We start from the raw sequence: 18,257 nt of genomic DNA, 5'->3' as shown, positions 1-18,257 counted from the left end.
ACCGGTAATGAGCGATGCAGGCGACGTTGACACGCCGGAGCCGCCAGCGGCGCCCGACGGCGAGCCCGGCTCCGTGACGGTTCTGGGAACCGCACACGTCTCCCAGGCGAGCGTCGACGAAGTCGAAGCGACGATCGAGGCCGAGAAACCAGACGTCGTCGCGGTCGAACTCGACGAGGGACGGTACCGACAGATGCAGGGTGGGACGCCCGACGACATCGAAGCCGAGGACCTCCTCTCTGGCAACACGGTCTTCCAGTTTTTAGCCTACTGGATGCTTTCGTACGTCCAGTCGCGCCTCGGCGACCAGTTCGACATCGAGCCCGGTGCCGATATGCGCGCGGCGATCGACGCAGCCGAGGCGGGCGGCCACGGCGTCGCGCTGGTCGACCGGGACATCCAGGTGACGATCCAGCGGTTCTGGGCGCGGCTGTCCTTCTCCGAGAAGGTGAAGATGGTCGGAGGGCTGGCCCTCGGCGTCACCAATCCCCGAACGATCGGTCTCGCGTTCGGGACGGCGATCGGTATCTTTCTCGGCGTCCTCTTCGCCGCGTTTCTGGGCCCGATGCTCGGGTTCGGCGAAGCGCTGACGCTCGGGGTCACCGACCCCGGGACGCTGCAGTACGTCGGCGCCGTCGGCGGTGGCGCGCTGGCAGGCGTGTTGCTCGGGCTGCTCTTTCTCCCCTCTCTCGAGAACGTCGCCGGCGGAAGCGGGCTCGGCGGCCGTCTGGTCGGCGGTGCAGTCATCGGCGTCGCCGGCGCACTGGTGCTCGTGGTCACGGAGACGTTCGTCGGGCCGTTCTCGGCGGGCGCCTTCGAGAGTGCAGGCGAGTACACGATTCGCGGAGCGGTCGGGATCCTCGCCGGTCTGGGACTCGGTGCGCTCGTCGGCGCCGTCTTCGGCCTGCTGTTGGACGCACTGACCGCCGACGTCGACGAGATCGAGGAGATCGACATCGAGGAGATGACCGACGGCGACGTGGTCGCGGCGATGATGGAGGAGTTTCGCCAGTTTAGCCCCCACGGCGCGAACGCGTTGATCGACGAACGCGACGCCTACATCGCACACAACCTCCACGCGCTGGCGAATCAGGGGTACGACGTGCTCGCGGTCGTCGGCGCCGGGCACAAAGCCGGCATCGAGCGCCACCTCGAGAATCCGTCGGGCATCCCCGAGCTGGAGTCGATCTCCGGAACGACCTCCGGCCGGCGCTTTTCGGTGATGAAGCTGTTTGGCTACCTCGTTATGGTCGGCTTTGTGGGCTTTTTCTTCCTGCTGATCATGGCCGGCGTCCAGGACACGTTCCTCTTACAGCTGTTCGTCGCCTGGTTCGTCTTCAACGGCATCTTCGCGTTCACGCTCGCGCGCCTGGCCGGCGCGCGCTGGACCAGTGCCGGCGTCGGCGGCTCCGTTGCCTGGCTGACGAGCATCAATCCGTTGCTCGCGCCCGGCTGGTTCGCTGGCTACGTCGAACTGCGTTACCGGCCGGTCAACGTCTCCGACGTCCAGACGCTAAACGAGATCGTCGGCGACACCGAGCGCCCGATAGACGAGGCCTTCGGGGAGATGATCGACGTCCCGCTGTTCCGACTGATCCTCATCGTCGCGTTGACGAACATCGGGAGCTTCGTGGCCACGATTCTGTTCCCACTCGTCGTCCTGCCGTGGCTCGCGCCCGAGATCGGCGGCGTCGACGCGCTCATGGGCGAACTGTTCCAGGGAGCACAGAACACCCTCGAACTGCTGCGGGGGCTGCTCTGATGATCGAGATACTGCGGGGGTGGCATTCATGAGCGCCGGATCCCCGGGTGCAGGAGTGAACTACCAGCGCCGGCAACCGCCGGAGCCAGAACTCAGTTTCAGCGACAAGGAACTGTTCGACCTTGCGGCGGCGTGGATCGCCCTGAGCGTGGCGTTCGCGCTATTACTCGCACCGATTCACCTCGGACTTGCCGATACCGGCGGTTTCGTGCTGATGATCGGGCTGAGCTTCGTCACCGTCGGCGTCGCCTTCCTCCTCCACGAACTGGCCCACAAGGTCGTCGCAATTCACTACGGCCAGGTCGCGGAGTTTCGCGCGGACTACCAGATGTTGTTCATCGCGATCATGAGCGCCCTCATCGGCTTCCTCTTTGCCGCGCCGGGGGCGGTCTACCATGCCGGGCACATCACCGAGCGCGAGAACGCGATGGTCGCGGTCGCCGGCCCGCTGACGAACCACGGCCTGGCCGCGCTCTTTTTCCCGCCGATGCTCCTGTTCGGAACGAGCGGGTTCCTCGGATTCTTGTTCTACATGGGCGTGCTCATAAACCTCTTTCTGGCGGCGTTCAACATGATCCCGTTCGGCCCGCTCGACGGGAAATCCGTCTGGAACTGGAACAATGGAGCCTTCGCCGCGGTCTTCGGGCTGAGTGTCGCGTTGCTTGCTGGCTTCCTCTACACGTTCGGCCTCTCGTTCGGGTTCTAAGCGCCGACGCCCCGCCCGACGGACGGCGGACCGGTGGCCTTTTGCTGACGCCGACGGGTCGTTCAGATATGACCGATCACGCGGCCGATTCCGACGGGAACGCGGACGCCGACTCCGGCGCGGACGACGCCGACGGACTAACCTACGCCGAGACGGGCGTCGACATCGAGGCAAGCGAGGACGCGACCGCCGCGTTGCTCTCCGCCTTCGGCAGTGGTCTCACGACCGAGTACGCTGGACTCCTCGATATTGGCGACCGCTATCTGGCGCTTGCGACCGACGGCGTCGGCACGAAGTTGCTGGTGGCAGAAGCCATCGAGGACTTCTCGACGATCGGGATCGACTGCATCGCGATGAACGTCAACGACCTCGTCGCGGCGGGCGTCGAACCGGTCGCGTTCGTCGACTACCTCGCGATCGACGAGCCCGACGACGCGCTCACGAACGAGATCGGCGAGGGGCTCGCGGTCGGACTCGAGGAGTCGGGAATGACGCTGCTGGGCGGCGAGACTGCGGTCATGCCCGAAGTCGTCTCCGGATTCGATCTGGCGGGGACCTGCGCCGGTCTGGCGGAAAAAGGCGATATTCTCGATGGGGAGGCCGCCGTCGGCGACGTGCTTGTTGGCGTCCCCTCGAACGGGATCCACTCGAACGGACTCACGCTCGCTCGCGAGGCCGTCACCCGCGGCCACGAGTACGACGATACCTTCCCGTACGACTCCGAGCGGACGATCGGCGAGGAACTGCTGCGCCCGACCCGGATCTACACCGACCTGCTCGGCCCAATGACCGAACACGGCGTGCGCGCCGCGGCCCACATTACTGGCGGCGGGTGGACGAACCTGCTCCGAATGGGCGACCGGACGTACGTGGTCGACGACCCGTTGCCGGCCCAGCCGATCTTCGAGTTCGTCCAGGAGGAAGGAGACGTCTCCGACGCCGAGATGCACCGGACGTTCAACATGGGAACGGGCTTCGTCGTGGCGCTGCCCGAAGACCGAGCCGAGGCGTTCGCCGCCGAGACGGACGGCCAGATTATCGGGCGCGTCGAGGAGGGCGCGTCCGTCGAGATTCGCGGGCTCTCGCTGTCCTGAGACGGGTCGGTCGGTTACCAGTCACCTCACTTCTGTCTCTTCGCGAGACGGCTGTGGGTTCTGTCGTTACCTCAGAAGCTGACTCCCCTGTCGACGCCGAACGGAGCCATACTATTTTCTCGAACGGGGGTCATCTCTCGGTATGGATTCGTTCAGTGATGCGGTCGCTGTCGTAACGGGAGCCGGCTCTGGGATCGGGCGGACGACTGCTCGGACGTTTGCAGATCGCGGAGCGAGTGTGATCGTCGCGGACGTAGATACCGAAGGCGGTGAGGAGACCGTTGCAGAGATCACAGCTGACGGTGACGAGGCCCACTTCGTCGAAACCGACGTGACTGATCCCGCGGCGACAGACGCGATGGTAGACGCTGCCGTCGACGAGTACGGACGTCTGGACTACGCGTTCAACAACGCCGGTGTCGGCGGTGCACAGGCGCCAGTTGGCGAGTACGATCCCGAAGCGTGGCAAACCGTCATCGACGTCAACCTCGTCGGCGTGTTCAACTGTATGCGGTCGGAGCTAAAACAGATGCACGCCCAGAGCGAGGGCGGCGTCATCGTCAACAACTCGTCGGTCCTTGGGAAAGTCGGGTTCGAGAACTCATCGGGATACTCCGCTGCGAAACACGGGATTCTCGGCCTGACGAAGTCGGCTGCCCTCGAAAATGGCGAGACGGGTATCCGTATCAACGCAGTCTGTCCCGCGTTCATCGAGACGCCCCTCCTCGACGAGGGAGGGATCACGAGCGATCCGGAGATGCGCGAGCAGATCGAGCGTCGGCACGCGATGAATCGGCTGGGGACGCCAGAAGAGGTCGCAAACGCCGTCGTCTGGTTGTGCGACGACGAGGCCTCGTTCGTCACTGGCGAAGCCCTCGGCGTCGACGGCGGGTATCTCAGCTGGTAACTGGAAGATCTACCCGGCCGCCGGTCACTCGGTCCCGCCGAATCCGCGACTCACCGAGCCGCCTCGTCGCTTCCCTGCTCCGAGGCCGCTGCTCGCCCGGTCGCCGCGTAGATCGTCTCGTTGATGATCGCGGCGCACTCGGCGAGATCGAAGCCGGCGACACCCGACTCCATCGTCAGGCTCGTCCCGACGGCGTTGACCAGCGCGTCGGCTGACTATTCGGCGATGTCGCCCTGTACGAGGTCGTACTCCATGTGCGGACGTACGGGGACGATCACACTTGACGATGGGCTACGCAGTGTCGCGTCCGTCGGCTGGGTTCGACGTCGTGACGGTCGACAAATCTGTCGCGAGCCGGCCGCAGTAGCAGTGACGGTGTGAAAATTGAGATCGCGACAGGGGTCTAGGCGGACCAAAACACTTTTAGATTTAGGCCCACCTAAGTCATCTCGATGGACGCACACGCGCGACGCAGCGAACCCGTCACCGACGAGGAGCCCGAGGGCTCCTCGGTCGTGGCCAGCCACGAACCCCGCCCCGGAAAGCTGGTACTGACCGAACGAGACAACGTCGACGGCTGGATTGCGACCGATCACGCCGTCGATCTCGAACGGTAGGTGCTTCTGGAGAGGAGAATCCGGGCCCGATAGATCGCTCTCCGGCTCGAACGCGTCAGTACACAGGCGACAGTTCGCTTGGCTTCACCGCTAGGCTCCGCCCACCGATTCTCTGCTCGCCTCCGCGAAAAAGCCCGTCGTCGATTCTGATCGTCGCCTGCGCCGTCAGTGCGTCGCGTCCTCGAGTACGAGGGTGTCGTCCTCGAGGTAGTGTTCGAAGTGGTGGCCGTCTTCTTCGAGGGTCACGAGGATCTCCCGGAGGATCTCGGCGGTGGCGTAGTCGCCTAAGTTGTCGGCGAGTTCGATGGTATCGCGCATCGACTCGATGATGTCACCGTACATCTCGAGATCGTGCTGGAACGAGGTACGAATGTCGTAGACGTCCTCGCCCTCGAACTCGACAGTGGCGCGGCGCTCCTGGTTGGTCGGGCCGGAGACGGGGACGCCACCCAGCGCCTGGGCGCGCTCGGCGATGACGTCGGCGCCTTCCTCGACGTGCTCGTAGGCCTCCTCTAAGAACTCGTGAAGCGGGAGGAACTCCGCCCCTTCGACGACCCAGTGGTGCTTTTTGAGTTGGTGGTACAGCACGTACGCGTTCGCCAGTTCGGTGTTTAACGCGTCGACGATCTGCTCGGCCTTCTCCTGGTCTATCCGGAGCTCGTTCTCCTCGACGGTGCTGGCCTGTTGACGGACGGTCTTCTGGGTGCTCATCACATCCACGTACTCGTCGACTACACTTAAACCTTGGCCTGTCAGAGATTTTGTTCCCATATACTCCATCTATGTTTTCGAAAAGGGAAGAATAATTTTCATGGAAGAAGTCCCTCGGCTGTCCATTCACACCGATCGCCACGAACGCAAGACGACAACAACAAAAGCGATGGTTACGAACGATTCAGATATGAGTGGTCAAACTGCGAACGAGACGATCACGGTCGGTCTGAATGGGTTCGGTCGCATCGGTCGCAACGTGCTCCGCGCCAGCCTCGAAGACGATCGCATCGACGTCGTCGCGATCAACGACATCATGGACATCGAGGACATGGCCTACCTCCTCAAATACGACAGTGTCCACGGCCGCACCGAGGGCGTCGAGACCGACGGCGACGATCTCATCGTCGGCGATCGGACGATTCAGACGCTGAGCGAGCGCGATCCTGCCGACCTACCGTGGGAGGAACTCGGCGTCGACGTCGCCTTCGAGTGTACCGGTCTCTTCCGAACCTACGACGACGCGTACAAGCACGTCGAGGCCGGTGCCGACCGCGCGCTCATCTCCGCGCCACCGAAAGGCGAGAAGGACGTCCTGACGGTCGTCTACGGCGTGAACCACGACGAGTACGACGGCGAGGCCGTCGTCTCGAACGCCTCCTGTACGACGAACTCCGTCGCGCCGGTCGCGAAGGTGTTAGACGAGGAGTTCGGCATCGAGTCCGGTCTGCTCACGACGACTCACGCGTACACGGGCACGCAGAATCTCATCGACGGTCCGCTGGAGAAGACCCGCCGCGGCCGCGCCGCTGCCGAGAACATCATCCCGACCTCGACGGGCGCCGCACAGGCGACCACCGAGGTCCTCCCGAACCTCGAGGGCAAACTCGACGGGATGGCGATGCGCGTTCCCGTCCCCGACGGTTCGATCACCGACCTCGTCGTCACGTTAGACGCAGACGTCTCCGAGGACGAGGTCAACGAGGCGCTCGAGGCCGCGTCGACCGGCGAACTCGAGGGCGTGCTGGGCTACACCGAGGACGAAATCGTCTCACGAGACGTCATTGGGCAGTCGTACTCTTCGATCGTCGACGCCGACTCCACGATGGCGACCGCGGGTCAGGTCAAGATTCTCGCGTGGTACGACAACGAGTACGGCTTCGCAAACCGGATGCTCGACCTCGCAGAGTACGTCCTGGACTGACGTCGCGACGACATACTGGACGGCGAGCGAATTTTCCCGGTCACGCATCCCAACGAGTACGACGGCTGATCGACGGGTTTTATTCGCCACGGAACGAGCACTGAGATATGTACACGACTGACGACCTCGAGTCCGGAGCGACGTTGCTGGCCCGAATCGACGTCAACGCCCCCGTCGAGGACGGCGACGTACAGGACAACCGCCGATTCGAGCGCCACGCCGAATCGATCGAGACGCTCCTGGCCGACGACCACGCGGTCGCCTTGCTGGCCCACCAGGGGCGGCCGGGACGGGAGACGTTCGTCACGCTCGAACAGCACGCCGACATCCTTTCCGATCATCTCGGTCAGTCCGTCGAGTACGTTTCCTCCACCTACGGCGAGGAGGCTCTGGAAGCGATCGACGGGCTCGAATCGGGTGACGTCGTCTTGCTCGAGAACACCCGCATGACCGACGACGAGCTACCGGAAAAGCCGGCCGACGAGCACGCAGAAAGCGAGTTCGTCCAGACGCTCGCTCCCGAGTTCGACGCGTACGTCAACGACGCCTACTCGGTTGCTCACCGTGCCCACGCCTCGGTCGTCGGCTTCCCGGCTGTGATGGACGCCTACGCCGGCCCGGTAATGGAAGTCGAGTACGAGTTCAATACCTCCGTCGAGCGCCGCGAGTTCGACGGTCCCGTGACGATGATACTGGGCGGCACCAAAGCCGAGGACGTCATCGCTGCGATGGACCACTTAGAGGACGACGTCGACCAGTTCCTCCTTGGCGGCGTCGTCGGCGAACTCTTCTTGCGCGCACAGGGACACCCCGTCGGACGTGACCTGCCCGACGGGCCGGCGCTGTACGACGACAACTACGCGGAGAACGAGGAACTGATCGCAGACGTACTCGATCGCTTCGGCGATCGGATCGAGACCGCCGTCGACCTCGCCTACGAGGACGACGACGGCGAGCGCGCCGAGCACGTCGTCGACGAAATCGACGAGAAGACCGTCTCCTACATGGACATCGGCCACGAGACCGCCGAGAACTACGCGGCAGCTCTGGCTGACTCCGCAGCCGTCCTGGTAAAGGGCGCGCTGGGCGTCTTCGAGGACGAGCGCTTTAGCCACGGGACCGTCGAGGTGCTGCGGGCGGTCGGCGAGTCGAGCGCCTTCGCCGTCGTCGGCGGCGGCGACACGTCGCGAACGGTGCCGATGTACGGCCTCGACGAGACGCAGTTCGACCACCTCTCGATCGCCGGCGGCTCCTACCTCCGAGCGCTGACCGGCGAACCGCTGGTCGGCGTCGACGCCCTCGACGAGGCACAAGCCCGGATGGACGACGACTGAGCGCGTTCGTCCCCAACAGTACGTTCGCAAGAAAACCGGGGTCGAGAACCGCCTGTTTTTGCACAGTTGCCAACGGTTTTTAAGCAGGAGAATCTGTTCCACGTATGGGACTCAACGACACACAGCGACACGGAGACGTTTACGTCGATGGATCGTGGATCGGAACGGACGAATCGTTGACGGTGTCAGACCTGGCTGACGGCGGCGAGTTAACGGAGATCGGTGCAGCTGACCCGGACCAGGCACGGGCGGCACTTGCGGCGGCCCACGAGATCAAGCCGACGCTCCGGCAGACGACGGTCGTCGAGCGTGCAGACTGGTGTGAAGAGATTGCAGCCGGACTTCGCGACCGCGAGGAGGAACTCGCCGAGACGATCGTCCGCGAGGCTGGCAAGCCGATCTCATCCGCGCGCGGCGAGGTCGACTCGGCCGCCGAACGGTTCGATCGGGCAGCCGAGGAGGCACGCTACTTCGTCAGCAAAGGCGAGTTCCGCGAGGGATCGACGGCCGGCCACGAGGGCTGGAAGGCGATCGTCAAACACGAACCGATCGGGGCGGTGCTGTGTATCACCCCTTACAACTACCCCCTCGCGACGACGGCGCTGCAGGTCGCGCCGGCGCTCGCCGCGGGCAACAGCGTCCTCTTGAAGCCCGCGAGCAAGACGCCGGTCTCGGCGTCGATCCTCGCCGAGATCGTCGCCGACGTCGAGGCAATTCCCGACGGCGCGTTCAACTTCGTCCCCGGTCGGGGCAGCGAGATCGGCGACGTCCTCGCCGGCGACGGCCGGATCAACGCCATCGCGATGACGGGTTCCTCCGCCGCAGGCGAGCACATCGCCCGCGAGAGCGGGATGGTCAATCTCCACATGGAACTGGGCGGGAACGCTCCCGCGATCGTCTTCGAGGACGCCGATCTCGACACTGTAGCCACCGACTGCACGAAGGGGTCGCTCAAGTACGGCGGCCAGCGCTGTTCGGCTGTCTCGCGGATCCTCGCCCACGAGAGTGTCCACGACGACCTCGTCGATCGCCTCGAAGCGACGATGAGTACGTGGGAGGCCGGCGACCTCTTCGACGAGGAGACCGCCTTCGGGCCGCTGATCTCCGAGGGACAGGCTGAGTGGGTCGAAGAGCTCGTCGACGACGCCGTCGATCGCGGCGCCGACCTCGTACTCGGTGGTGAGCGCGAGGGTCCCGACGGCGTTCCGGACGAACTCGACGATCAGTTCTTCCAGCCGACGCTGCTCGCGAACGTTCCCCACGACGCGCGACTCATCAACGAAGAGCAGTTCGGCCCCGTTGCGGTCGTCACCTCCTTTACCGATCGCGAGGAAGCGATCGGGATCGCAAACGACGACGACCTGGCGCTGGACGCCGCCGTCTTCACGAACGACTACGACCGAGCACTCGACGTGGCAGAACGCGTCAACGCCGGCTCCGTCCGTGTCAACGGAGCGCCAAGTCACGGTCTCGGCGACGTTCCCTTCGGCGGCAACGAGAAATCGGGCATCGGACGAGAGGGGCTTGACGCGACGATTCACGAGCTGATGCAGACCAAGAGCATCATCCTCTAACTCGGTTGTGACTGGGATCGAGGCGACGATCGAGGGCCGACTTCTCGATGGACACGCTGAGGTGCTGGCCGAGACGGCCGCGTGTGCAGACGTGGTGGCATCTCAAGATGCGCGACCGCTCTCCGACGGCGCCGATCTCCGAAACCGGCTCCGAGCGGTGTTCGCGGAGGCAGGGCTCAAGCGTGCGTTCGCGACCGTGCTGACAGATACGGTGGAATCGGCCGGCTTCTCGCTGCCGGCACCACCTGTCCCGTCACCACCGTACGTCGTCGTGACGAGTCGCGGCCCGGTGTTGCGAGCGACGATCGCGCCCGGACGCGTTGTGGTCCGTCTCGACGTGTTCACGATTGTAGACGACGGCGATACTCAGACGTACGAGCGCGTCGACGGCGTCGAGACAACTGTTTCGCTGGTGTCGGACGACACGAGCACGCGCTCACCGTAATTGGAACCGACGGCGTGCTAGACAGGGCGCTCACTCACGCCCACCATTAATAAGATCGATGGCTTAATTAGTAATGTGGGCCAAAGAACGAGTGATGTCTAACAACGAACGCCGAACGGTTCCGCGGCGACACGTGCTCACTGCGACGGGCGGACTCGCGATTGCGGGCCTCGCTGGCTGTCTCGGTGGCGAAGACGAGCCGGAGGATATCGACGTCGAAGAGTTCGAGGTTATCGACCGAGACGACGACAGCGTCCCGGTCTACGTCCACGGCGACCACTGGCACGGCGATCCGCTGCTGGTCCCACACGGCGACAACCTTTCACTGGGTGCAGACGTCGAAGACGAAGACGGCGACACGGTCGAACTCGGTGACGGAATCGAGCTCGAAGTCCACGTTGCCGACGGCGCCCAAGAGGGCATCGTCGAGAGCGATCCGGACGAGGACTTCCACGGCGACCACGTCCACCTCTACGGCGAGGAGGAGGGCTTTACCGACATCGTCTTCCAGCTGACGGAGGACGGCGAGGTCGTCTACGAGTCACCCGAGCTCGAAGTCGAGGTCGGTGACGACCACGATCACGACCACGATCACGGCAGCGACGACGTCGACGAACTGGTGATTCTCGACCGCGCCGAGGACCCCCACGAAGAGGTTGCCGACTACCACGACGGCCACTGGCACGGCGAACTGCCCCACATCCACCCCGGCGACAACGTCTCTCTGGGCGGTGAGTTCTACGACCACGACGAACACGAGATTCACATCGGTCACGACGAGGAGTACGAACTCGGCGTCCGAGTCGCAGACGACGCCGAGGAAGGAATCGTCTCGATCGACGAAGACGAGGACTTCCACGGTGACCACGTCCACATCCACGGCGAGGAGGAAGGCGAGACGGAAGTGGTCTTCATGCTCTGGCACGACGACCACGCTGACTGGGAGACCGAACCGATCGCAATCTCGGTCGACGACCACTGATCTGCCTCCAGTCGACGCGTAACTGACCGCTGTCCTGCGCCTCTCTCCGATTTGACTGTTCGTGTTTCCGAGCAACCGCTTGTGGTGCAACTCCTTCGAACCGTCGGTTCGGTTACTAGCGGGGATGTCGTCCACCAACACTCGTTATTAAAAAACTTAATTTAGATAATAACGCTTTTACCCACTCCAGCAGAATGAGTTGATATGAATTACTCACGCCGTTCACTACTCCAGACCGGCGCCGGTGCGATGGCACTCGGCGCAGTCGCCGGCTGCCTCGACAGCCCCTTTGGTGAGGAAACGCCTGACAGCGGCTACGCCGCGTTCTTTGCGCTATGGGATTGGGCCGAAGAAATCTCTGGCGACGCCATGGAGTTCGAGAATCCGGTTCCGACCGGTCGAATGGGACACGGTTGGGAGCCCGAAGGCGACTTACAGCGAAACATCGCCGACGCCGGCATCTTCCTCTACCTCGATACGCCGGAGTTTAGCTGGGCACAGGACGCCGCTACCTCGCTCGAAGCCGACTACGACCACGTCGAGATCGTCGACGCGATGGCCGGCCTCGAGCACCATCTGATACCGATGGGGCGTGGAAACGGCGACCGCGAGGCGGACGACGACCACGACTTCGACCCGGACACCGTAGAGGTCGGTGGGCTCGACCTTTATGACGGACGCACCGACGAGGAAATCGCCTACTGGCACGGCGACCACTGGCACGGAAATCTACCCGAGACGCTTCGTGACGAGTCTTCCCGCGTCGTTCCCGTCTTCGAAGATGCAGATGGGAACGTGCTTCCGCTGGGCGAGGACGAACAGTTCCAGGTCGACGCCTACATCGTCGACGGCGCGGCCGAGGTCGTCGAGATCGACGCCCGGGGCGACCATCTCGTCTTCGAGGCAACCGAAGAGGGGCGAACGCGAGTCGTCATCGAACTCGTCGCAGACGGCGACGTGATCTGGGATACCAGCAACGACAACATCACGCTCGACGTCGTCGAAGAACTCGAGGACAGCGAGGCTCCACAGTCCCCGGATCCACACGTCTGGGTCGACCCGGTCATCGCTCAGGACGTCGTCGAGACGATCGCAGCGGCGCTCGCCGACATCGATCCCGACAACGCCGACACGTACGAGGAAAACGCAGCAGATTACGTCGAGCGACTCGCGACCGTCGACGAGGAACTCGAAGCGGTTGCGGCCGACGCCGAGTCGGATATTGCTGTCTTCGCCGGCCACGACTCCTTCCAGTACGTCGAACACCGGTACGACTTCGAACTCCACACCCCGACGGGAGTCTCTGCGGACGAGGACGTTTCCGCTTCCGATATCACCGACATGATGGATGTCGTCTCCGAGAACGACCTCGATACGATCCTCTACGATCCGTTCGAGGATACCGACGGCGGCAGCTATCCGCCGATGGTCGAGGTGTTGCTCGAGGATACCGATGCGACCGAAGCCGCGCCGCTGACACCGGTCGAGGGAACGACCGAGGAATGGGACGAAAACGACTGGGGCTGGATCGAGCAGATGGAAGAAGTCAATATCCCGTCGCTCCGGCAGGCGCTGCGTGCCGACTGAAGACCATGACGGTACCGACCCACGAGGCGGAACTGACGAGCGGCGAGATGGAAGAACTAAATCCGTCGGCATCAGAGGGGAGGGTGAATCGACCGTGAACGCAGTCGTCGACGTGGATCAGGTATCGTTCGCCTACGGCGGCAGCGACGCCGTCAGAGACGTCTCCTTGCAAATCGAGCCCGGCGACTTCCTGGGCCTGATCGGACCGAACGGCTCCGGGAAGACGACGCTGTTGCACCTGATGCTCGGTCTACTCAAGCCAGACTCGGGCTCGATCGAACTCTTCGGCGAGCCCATCCACGAGTTCGATCAGGGCGAGCGCATCGGCTACGTCTCCCAGCAGGCCACGAGCCGCGGCGAGACGATGCCGGTGACCGTCCGCGAGTGCGTACGGATGGGGCGGTTCGCCCATACCGGCTACGGCCGCCTCTCCGAACGAGACCACGAGATCGCCGAAGAAGCAATGGAGACTGTCGGCGTCACCAATCTGGCTGACCGCCGCGTCGGCGACCTCTCTGGCGGTCAGCGCCAGCGGGCGTTCATCGCGCGGGCGCTGGCGTCGGAGGCCGACCTGCTCGCCTTAGACGAGCCGACCGTCGGCGTCGACGCCGAGTCCAGAGACGACTTTTATGCACTCCTCGACTCGCTAAACGAGCGCGGTATCACGATCGTCCTCATCGAACACGACATCGGCGTCGTCACCGACCGCGCCAACCGGATAGCCTGTATCAACACGGAACTGTACCACCACGGCGACACCGAGTCATTCGTCGAGAGCGACGCCTTGAGCGAAGCCTACGGCGCGGCGGGACGGGTCGTCCACCACCACCACTGATGAGCGACACAGACACTGCCGACGGCTCAGACCCCATCGCTGAGACAGATCGAAGCGACGTCCAGCGTGCGAGTCGGTTTCCGACCACCGACACCAGAGAACGCGTCGAACTGTTCGGACTCGCCGTCGTCGGCGCCCTCGCAGCCGTCATGATCGCGTTTCTCGCCCTCGACTGGCTCCGACTCTACCCCTACGCCGATGCGCATCCAGTGATCGAATCGGTGTACGCAGCGACAGGACTCGACCCTGCCGCCGGAATCGCGTTCGAGCAGCTACTCATCGCCGGTGCATGGATCGACTACGCGCTGGGAGTCGACGCCTTGCGCCACCCGTTTATCTGGCGGTCGGTGGCGACGGGGGTGCTCATCGGCGTCGTCGCGCCACTAGTCGGCTCCTATCTCGTTCACCGGGAGATGGCGCTGATCGGCGAAACGCTCGCTCACACGGCGTTCGCCGGCGTCGCCGTCGGGCTGTTGATCATCGGCGTCACCGGCTGGGAAGGCTCGCTGTTGCTCGTCGCGCTCGTCGTCGCCGTCCTTGGAGCGCTCGGCGTCCAGTGGCTCGCCGATCGAACCCGGACCTACGGCGACGTGCCAATCGCCATCGTTCTGACCGGGAGCTTCGCCGTCGGGACGTTGCTCATCAGCTGGGGGCGTGGGGTCACCACGATTGCCACCGATATCGAGGCATTCCTCTTTGGGAACATCACGGTTGTCACACCCAGCGGCGCGCGCCTGATGGCTGTCCTGAGCGTGGTCGTGGTCGCTATCGTCGTCCTCAGCTACAAACAGCTGCTGTTCATCACGTTCGACGAACAGGCAGCCAGAGTCGCCCGGCTCGACGTCGACCGATATAACACCTTACTGGTCGTGATGACGGCTGTCGTCGTCGTTGGTGCCATGCAGATTCTTGGCGTGATCCTCGTTGCCGGCATGCTCGTCATCCCCGTGGCCGCCGCCACGCAGATCGCACGCAGCTTCCGTGAGACGCTGTATCTCTCGATTCTGATCGGTCAGTTCGCGGTCCTCGCTGGATTCGCGTTCGCGTTGCGCGCAAGCCTTCCGACCGGAGGCTCGATCATCGTCGCCGCAATCACCTGTTACCTCCTCGCGATCGCGGCGTCGGGTCGGTTCGCACCGCTTTCGACACGATAATTCGCTGGACGGCGGTTCCGTCTTCTGGTTCGATGTTCCGACCCCGCGGGAACAGGAGTCGGGTTTAACACCCCGCGGAACCACGGCTCACACGATGGGAGGGTTATCGGCGCTGTTTGCACCCGAGACGATTGCTGTCGTCGGCGCGACCGACCGCGAGGGCGCGGTTGGACGAGCCGTCCTCGAGAATCTCCGAGGCGACTTCGACGGCGAGGTGATCCCCGTCAACCCCAACCGGGAAGAGGTCCTCGGCTTTAGCTGCTATCCCGATATGGCCAGCGCACCGGCGGCCGACTTGGCCGTCGTCGTCGTCCCGCCACCGATCGTCTTAGCGGCAGTCAGAGAGATCGCCGAGGCAGGAACTGAGAACGTCGTCGTCATCACGGCCGGGTTCGCAGAGACCGGCAGCGAGGGCGCGAGCCGTGAGCGAGAGCTTCGCGAGATCGCCGACGAGTACGACCTGAACGTCGTTGGTCCGAACAGCTTGGGCGTGATGAGCACTCCGGTCGGGATGAACGCGACGTTCGGTCCCGAGGGCGCTCGCGAGGGCTCGATCTCGTTTATGAGCCAGTCGGGGGCGTTCATCACTGCCGTCCTGGACTGGGCCAACGAGCAGGGCGTCGGCTTTCGCGACGTCGTCTCGCTTGGCAACAAATCGGTGCTCGACGAGACCGACTTCGTCCGTGAGTGGGGTGACGATCCCGAGACGGACGTCATCATCGGCTACCTGGAGGATATCGACCGGGGTGACGAGTTCCTCCGGGTGGCACGCGAGGTGAGCGACGAGACGCCGATCGTCTTCGTCAAGTCCGGCCGGACGGACGCCGGAGCGCAGGCGGCGTCCTCACACACCGGCGCGATCGCCGGCAGCGAGCGCGCCTACGAGACGGGGCTCGAACAGGCCGGCGTCGTCCGGGCGCAGTCGGTCCAGGAACTGTTCGACTACGCCCGCGCGCTCTCGGGCCTGCCGGTCCCCGACTCCGACGGCGTGGCAGTGGTGACAAACGCCGGAGGCCCAGGCGTGCTGACGACAGACGCGGTCGGCGACTCCAGACTGCGGATGGCGTCGTTCGCCTCGGAGACGGTCGAGCGCCTTTCAGAGTCGCTCCCGGAAGAAGCGAACCTGCATAACCCGATCGACGCGATCGGCGACGCCGACGTCGACCGGTTCGGCGAGGCTCTCGATGCAGCGCTTGCCGACCCGAACGTCGGCAGCGCGGTGGTCGTCGCCGCGCCAACGGCCGTCCTCAAGTACGATCGCCTCGCGGAGGTCGTCATCGACATCCGCGAAAAACACGGGAAGCCGGTCGTCACGAGTATGATGGGCGGCGAGCGCGCCCGTCTCGCAGGCGAGGTCCTCAAGGAGTTCGGCATCCCGAACTACTTCGATCCGGCGCGGGCCGTCTCCGGGCTCGACGCACTCGCCCAGTACCGCGAGGTCCGTGATCGACGGGTCGACGAGCCGGCTGCCTTCGACGACGTCGATCGCGAGCGTGCTCGTGCGGTGATAGACCGAGCGCGAGACCGGGGCGACACCCGCCTCGGGGTCGAATCGATGGACCTGCTCGAGGCCTACGGCATCCCGACGCCGACTGGCGAAATTGTCGACGATCCCGAGGCGGCCCGCGAGGTCGCTGCCGAAATCGACGGCGACGTGGTGTTGAAGATCGTCAGCCCCGACATCTCTCACAAGTCCGACATCGGTGGCGTTCGCGTCGGTGTCGAAGACGAGGAGGTGTACGACGCCTACGAGGACGTCGTCACCCGGGCACGAAACTACCAGCCCGATGCGACGATCTTGGGCGTCCAGGTCCAGGAGATGCTCGATCTGGAGGGGACGACCGAGACCATCGTCGGGATGAACCGGGATCCGCAGTTCGGACCACTGTTGCTGTTCGGACTGGGCGGTATCTTCGTCGAAATCTTAGAGGACACGTCGGTTCGGGTCGCACCGATCGGCGAGGACCAGGCCCGCGAGATGGTCGACGAGATCACCGCGGCACCGCTGTTGCGGGGCGCTCGCGGCCGTGAGCCCGCAGACGTCGAGGGCGTCGTCGATGCGATCCAGCGCCTCTCACAGCTCGTGACCGACTTCCCCTCGATCCTCGAACTCGACGTCAATCCGTTAGTCGTCGGCCCCGAGGGCGTACAGGCGATCGACCTCAGACTCACCGTGGATACGGAGGAACCATGACAGACACCGACACCGATCCGGACGGCAGCACCGATACGGCAGACAGCACAGACACTGATCACGCAGACGGGACGGAGACGACACCGCTCGTCGTGGCCTCTCTCGAGGAGGCGACGGGCAAGACGGCCGTCGCCCTCGCGTTGGCCCGACTGGCCCGCGAGGACGGCGACAGCGTCGGCTATATGAAGCCAAAGGGAACGCGCTTACAGAGCAACGTCGGGAAAATCGTCGACTCGGACCCGCTTTTGGCCCGCGAGGTACTCGGCCTGGAGGCCGAGTTACACGACTTCGAGCCGGTGGTCTACTCGCCGACGTTCGTTGAACAGGCGATCCGCGGCCGCGAGACGCCCGCGGAGATCCACGGGCGCGTCCGCGAGGCGTACGCGACGCTCGCGGAGGGAACCGACCGCATGTTCGTCGAGGGCGGCGGCAATCTCGACGTCGGCGGGATCGTCGATCTCACCGACGCCGACGTCGCCGACCTGCTCGACGCACAGATCCTGCTGCTCGCGCCCTACGAGGTCGCTGGCGATGTAGACGACGTGCTGGCGGCCGCTCGCCTACTCGGAGATCGCCTCCACGGCGTCATCTTCAACGACGTCGCCGACGCAGCGTACGACGAACTCGAGACCGACGCCGTTCCCTTCCTCGAGGGGCGCGGCATTTCGGTCTACGGCGTGCTCCCGCGAGAGCAGACGCTCGCGGGCGTGACCGTCGGCGAACTCGCCGATGAACTCGGCGCGCGTGTCCTCGCCGAGGCGGGGGCAGACGAGTACGTCGAGCGATTCACCGTCGGCGCGATGGGCGCCGACAGCGCGTTGCGACACTTCCGCCGGACGAAAGACGCCGCCGTCATCACCGGCGGCGACCGCGCAGAGATCCAGACGGCGGCCCTCGAGGCACCGGGCGTCCGGTGTCTGATCCTCACCGGCGGTCACCGCCCGTCGGAGGCGATTCTCGGGCGCGCCGCGAAGAAGGGCGTCCCGATCCTCTCGGTGCAGACGGACACGGTCTCGACCATCGATCGCGCAGAGGCGGTCGTCCGAAGCGGTCGGACGCGTGACGAACGAACCGTCGATCGGATGGAGTCGCTGCTCACGGACCATGCGGCCGTCGACGACATCCTCGGCGATGCCAGCCGATCCGTCTGA

General features: G+C 64.5%; 17 protein-coding genes. 15 read left to right on the top strand and 2 right to left on the bottom strand.

The annotated features are described in order from the left end of the window. Window positions 1-7 precede the first annotated feature (7 nt). The 4 genes from OB905_02210 to OB905_02195 all read left to right on the top strand — a co-directional run bounded on the left by OB905_02210 (window position 8) and on the right by OB905_02195 (window position 4,469). Window positions 8-1,762, top strand: a complete 1,755-nt coding sequence (locus tag OB905_02210; protein MCU4924797.1) for a TraB/GumN family protein — start codon at window positions 8-10, stop codon at window positions 1,760-1,762. Between the two features lie 28 nt (window positions 1,763-1,790). Then, a complete protein-coding gene (locus tag OB905_02205; protein MCU4924796.1) occupies window positions 1,791-2,468 on the top strand; it encodes a metalloprotease in 678 nt (225 codons plus the stop codon). Between the two features lie 68 nt (window positions 2,469-2,536). Next, window positions 2,537-3,562: a phosphoribosylformylglycinamidine cyclo-ligase gene (purM, locus tag OB905_02200; protein MCU4924795.1), complete on the top strand. Its 1,026-nt coding sequence runs from the start codon at window positions 2,537-2,539 to the stop codon at window positions 3,560-3,562. Window positions 3,563-3,704: 142 nt separating this feature from the next. Further along, complete coding sequence (locus tag OB905_02195) at window positions 3,705-4,469, top strand: SDR family oxidoreductase (GenBank protein MCU4924794.1); 765 nt, start codon at window positions 3,705-3,707, stop codon at window positions 4,467-4,469. 50 nt (window positions 4,470-4,519) lie between these two features. Here OB905_02195 and OB905_02190 read toward each other — a convergent pair whose 3' ends face one another. Beyond that, window positions 4,520-4,642, bottom strand: coding sequence for a hypothetical protein (locus OB905_02190; protein MCU4924793.1), 123 nt, complete (start codon window positions 4,640-4,642; stop codon window positions 4,520-4,522). A 279-nt stretch (window positions 4,643-4,921) separates the two neighbouring features. Here OB905_02190 and OB905_02185 point away from each other — a divergent pair, with 279 nt between their 5' ends. Then, window positions 4,922-5,086: a hypothetical protein gene (locus OB905_02185; protein ID MCU4924792.1), complete on the top strand. Its 165-nt coding sequence runs from the start codon at window positions 4,922-4,924 to the stop codon at window positions 5,084-5,086. 165 nt (window positions 5,087-5,251) lie between these two features. Here the strand turns inward: OB905_02185 and OB905_02180 are convergent, their stop codons facing one another. Then, on the bottom strand, window positions 5,252-5,797 hold the full coding sequence (locus tag OB905_02180) for a ferritin-like domain-containing protein (protein ID MCU4924791.1): 546 nt from the start codon (window positions 5,795-5,797) through the stop codon (window positions 5,252-5,254). Between the two features lie 190 nt (window positions 5,798-5,987). Here OB905_02180 and gap point away from each other — a divergent pair, with 190 nt between their 5' ends. The 10 genes from gap to OB905_02130 all read left to right on the top strand — a co-directional run bounded on the left by gap (window position 5,988) and on the right by OB905_02130 (window position 18,257). After that, the gene (gene gap, locus OB905_02175) at window positions 5,988-7,001 is read left to right on the top strand and encodes a type I glyceraldehyde-3-phosphate dehydrogenase (GenBank protein ID MCU4924790.1); all 1,014 of its coding nucleotides are present in this window, start codon (window positions 5,988-5,990) and stop codon (window positions 6,999-7,001) included. Window positions 7,002-7,108: 107 nt separating this feature from the next. After that, entirely contained in the window at window positions 7,109-8,335 is a 1,227-nt protein-coding gene (locus tag OB905_02170; protein ID MCU4924789.1) for a phosphoglycerate kinase, read from the top strand. A 104-nt stretch (window positions 8,336-8,439) separates the two neighbouring features. Beyond that, a complete protein-coding gene (locus tag OB905_02165) occupies window positions 8,440-9,909 on the top strand; it encodes an aldehyde dehydrogenase family protein (protein ID MCU4924788.1) in 1,470 nt (489 codons plus the stop codon). 7 nt (window positions 9,910-9,916) lie between these two features. Continuing rightward, window positions 9,917-10,354: a hypothetical protein gene (locus OB905_02160; protein MCU4924787.1), complete on the top strand. Its 438-nt coding sequence runs from the start codon at window positions 9,917-9,919 to the stop codon at window positions 10,352-10,354. 94 nt (window positions 10,355-10,448) lie between these two features. Further along, the gene (locus OB905_02155; GenBank protein MCU4924786.1) at window positions 10,449-11,336 is read left to right on the top strand and encodes a hypothetical protein; all 888 of its coding nucleotides are present in this window, start codon (window positions 10,449-10,451) and stop codon (window positions 11,334-11,336) included. 204 nt (window positions 11,337-11,540) lie between these two features. After that, window positions 11,541-12,923: a zinc ABC transporter substrate-binding protein gene (locus OB905_02150; protein ID MCU4924785.1), complete on the top strand. Its 1,383-nt coding sequence runs from the start codon at window positions 11,541-11,543 to the stop codon at window positions 12,921-12,923. A 94-nt stretch (window positions 12,924-13,017) separates the two neighbouring features. Further along, a complete protein-coding gene (locus OB905_02145; GenBank protein MCU4924784.1) occupies window positions 13,018-13,758 on the top strand; it encodes a metal ABC transporter ATP-binding protein in 741 nt (246 codons plus the stop codon). Next, window positions 13,758-14,912, top strand: coding sequence for a metal ABC transporter permease (locus OB905_02140; protein MCU4924783.1), 1,155 nt, complete (start codon window positions 13,758-13,760; stop codon window positions 14,910-14,912). Before OB905_02145 ends, OB905_02140 begins: the two co-directional genes overlap by 1 nt. Before the next feature lie 94 nt (window positions 14,913-15,006). After that, complete coding sequence (locus OB905_02135) at window positions 15,007-17,106, top strand: acetate--CoA ligase family protein (protein MCU4924782.1); 2,100 nt, start codon at window positions 15,007-15,009, stop codon at window positions 17,104-17,106. After that, window positions 17,103-18,257, top strand: coding sequence for a phosphotransacetylase family protein (locus OB905_02130; protein MCU4924781.1), 1,155 nt, complete (start codon window positions 17,103-17,105; stop codon window positions 18,255-18,257). The genes OB905_02135 and OB905_02130 overlap by 4 nt, the downstream gene beginning before the upstream one ends.

The sequence above is a fragment of the Halobacteria archaeon AArc-dxtr1 genome (assembly GCA_025517425.1).
Lineage (GTDB): Archaea > Halobacteriota > Halobacteria > Halobacteriales > Natrialbaceae > Halostagnicola.
This window is presented reverse-complemented; position numbering and strand designations above follow the sequence as displayed.

Coding starts and splice junctions, on each gene's coding strand:
- OB905_02210 (MCU4924797.1), top strand. CDS start 8: ATGAGCGATGCAGGCGACGTTGACACGCCGGAGCCGCCAGCGGCGCCC.
- OB905_02205 (MCU4924796.1), top strand. CDS start 1,791: ATGAGCGCCGGATCCCCGGGTGCAGGAGTGAACTACCAGCGCCGGCAA.
- purM (MCU4924795.1), top strand. CDS start 2,537: ATGACCGATCACGCGGCCGATTCCGACGGGAACGCGGACGCCGACTCC.
- OB905_02195 (MCU4924794.1), top strand. CDS start 3,705: ATGGATTCGTTCAGTGATGCGGTCGCTGTCGTAACGGGAGCCGGCTCT.
- OB905_02190 (MCU4924793.1), bottom strand. CDS start 4,642: ATGGAGTCGGGTGTCGCCGGCTTCGATCTCGCCGAGTGCGCCGCGATC.
- OB905_02185 (MCU4924792.1), top strand. CDS start 4,922: ATGGACGCACACGCGCGACGCAGCGAACCCGTCACCGACGAGGAGCCC.
- OB905_02180 (MCU4924791.1), bottom strand. CDS start 5,797: ATGAGCACCCAGAAGACCGTCCGTCAACAGGCCAGCACCGTCGAGGAG.
- gap (MCU4924790.1), top strand. CDS start 5,988: ATGAGTGGTCAAACTGCGAACGAGACGATCACGGTCGGTCTGAATGGG.
- OB905_02170 (MCU4924789.1), top strand. CDS start 7,109: ATGTACACGACTGACGACCTCGAGTCCGGAGCGACGTTGCTGGCCCGA.
- OB905_02165 (MCU4924788.1), top strand. CDS start 8,440: ATGGGACTCAACGACACACAGCGACACGGAGACGTTTACGTCGATGGA.
- OB905_02155 (MCU4924786.1), top strand. CDS start 10,449: ATGTCTAACAACGAACGCCGAACGGTTCCGCGGCGACACGTGCTCACT.
- OB905_02150 (MCU4924785.1), top strand. CDS start 11,541: ATGAATTACTCACGCCGTTCACTACTCCAGACCGGCGCCGGTGCGATG.
- OB905_02140 (MCU4924783.1), top strand. CDS start 13,758: ATGAGCGACACAGACACTGCCGACGGCTCAGACCCCATCGCTGAGACA.
- OB905_02135 (MCU4924782.1), top strand. CDS start 15,007: ATGGGAGGGTTATCGGCGCTGTTTGCACCCGAGACGATTGCTGTCGTC.
- OB905_02130 (MCU4924781.1), top strand. CDS start 17,103: ATGACAGACACCGACACCGATCCGGACGGCAGCACCGATACGGCAGAC.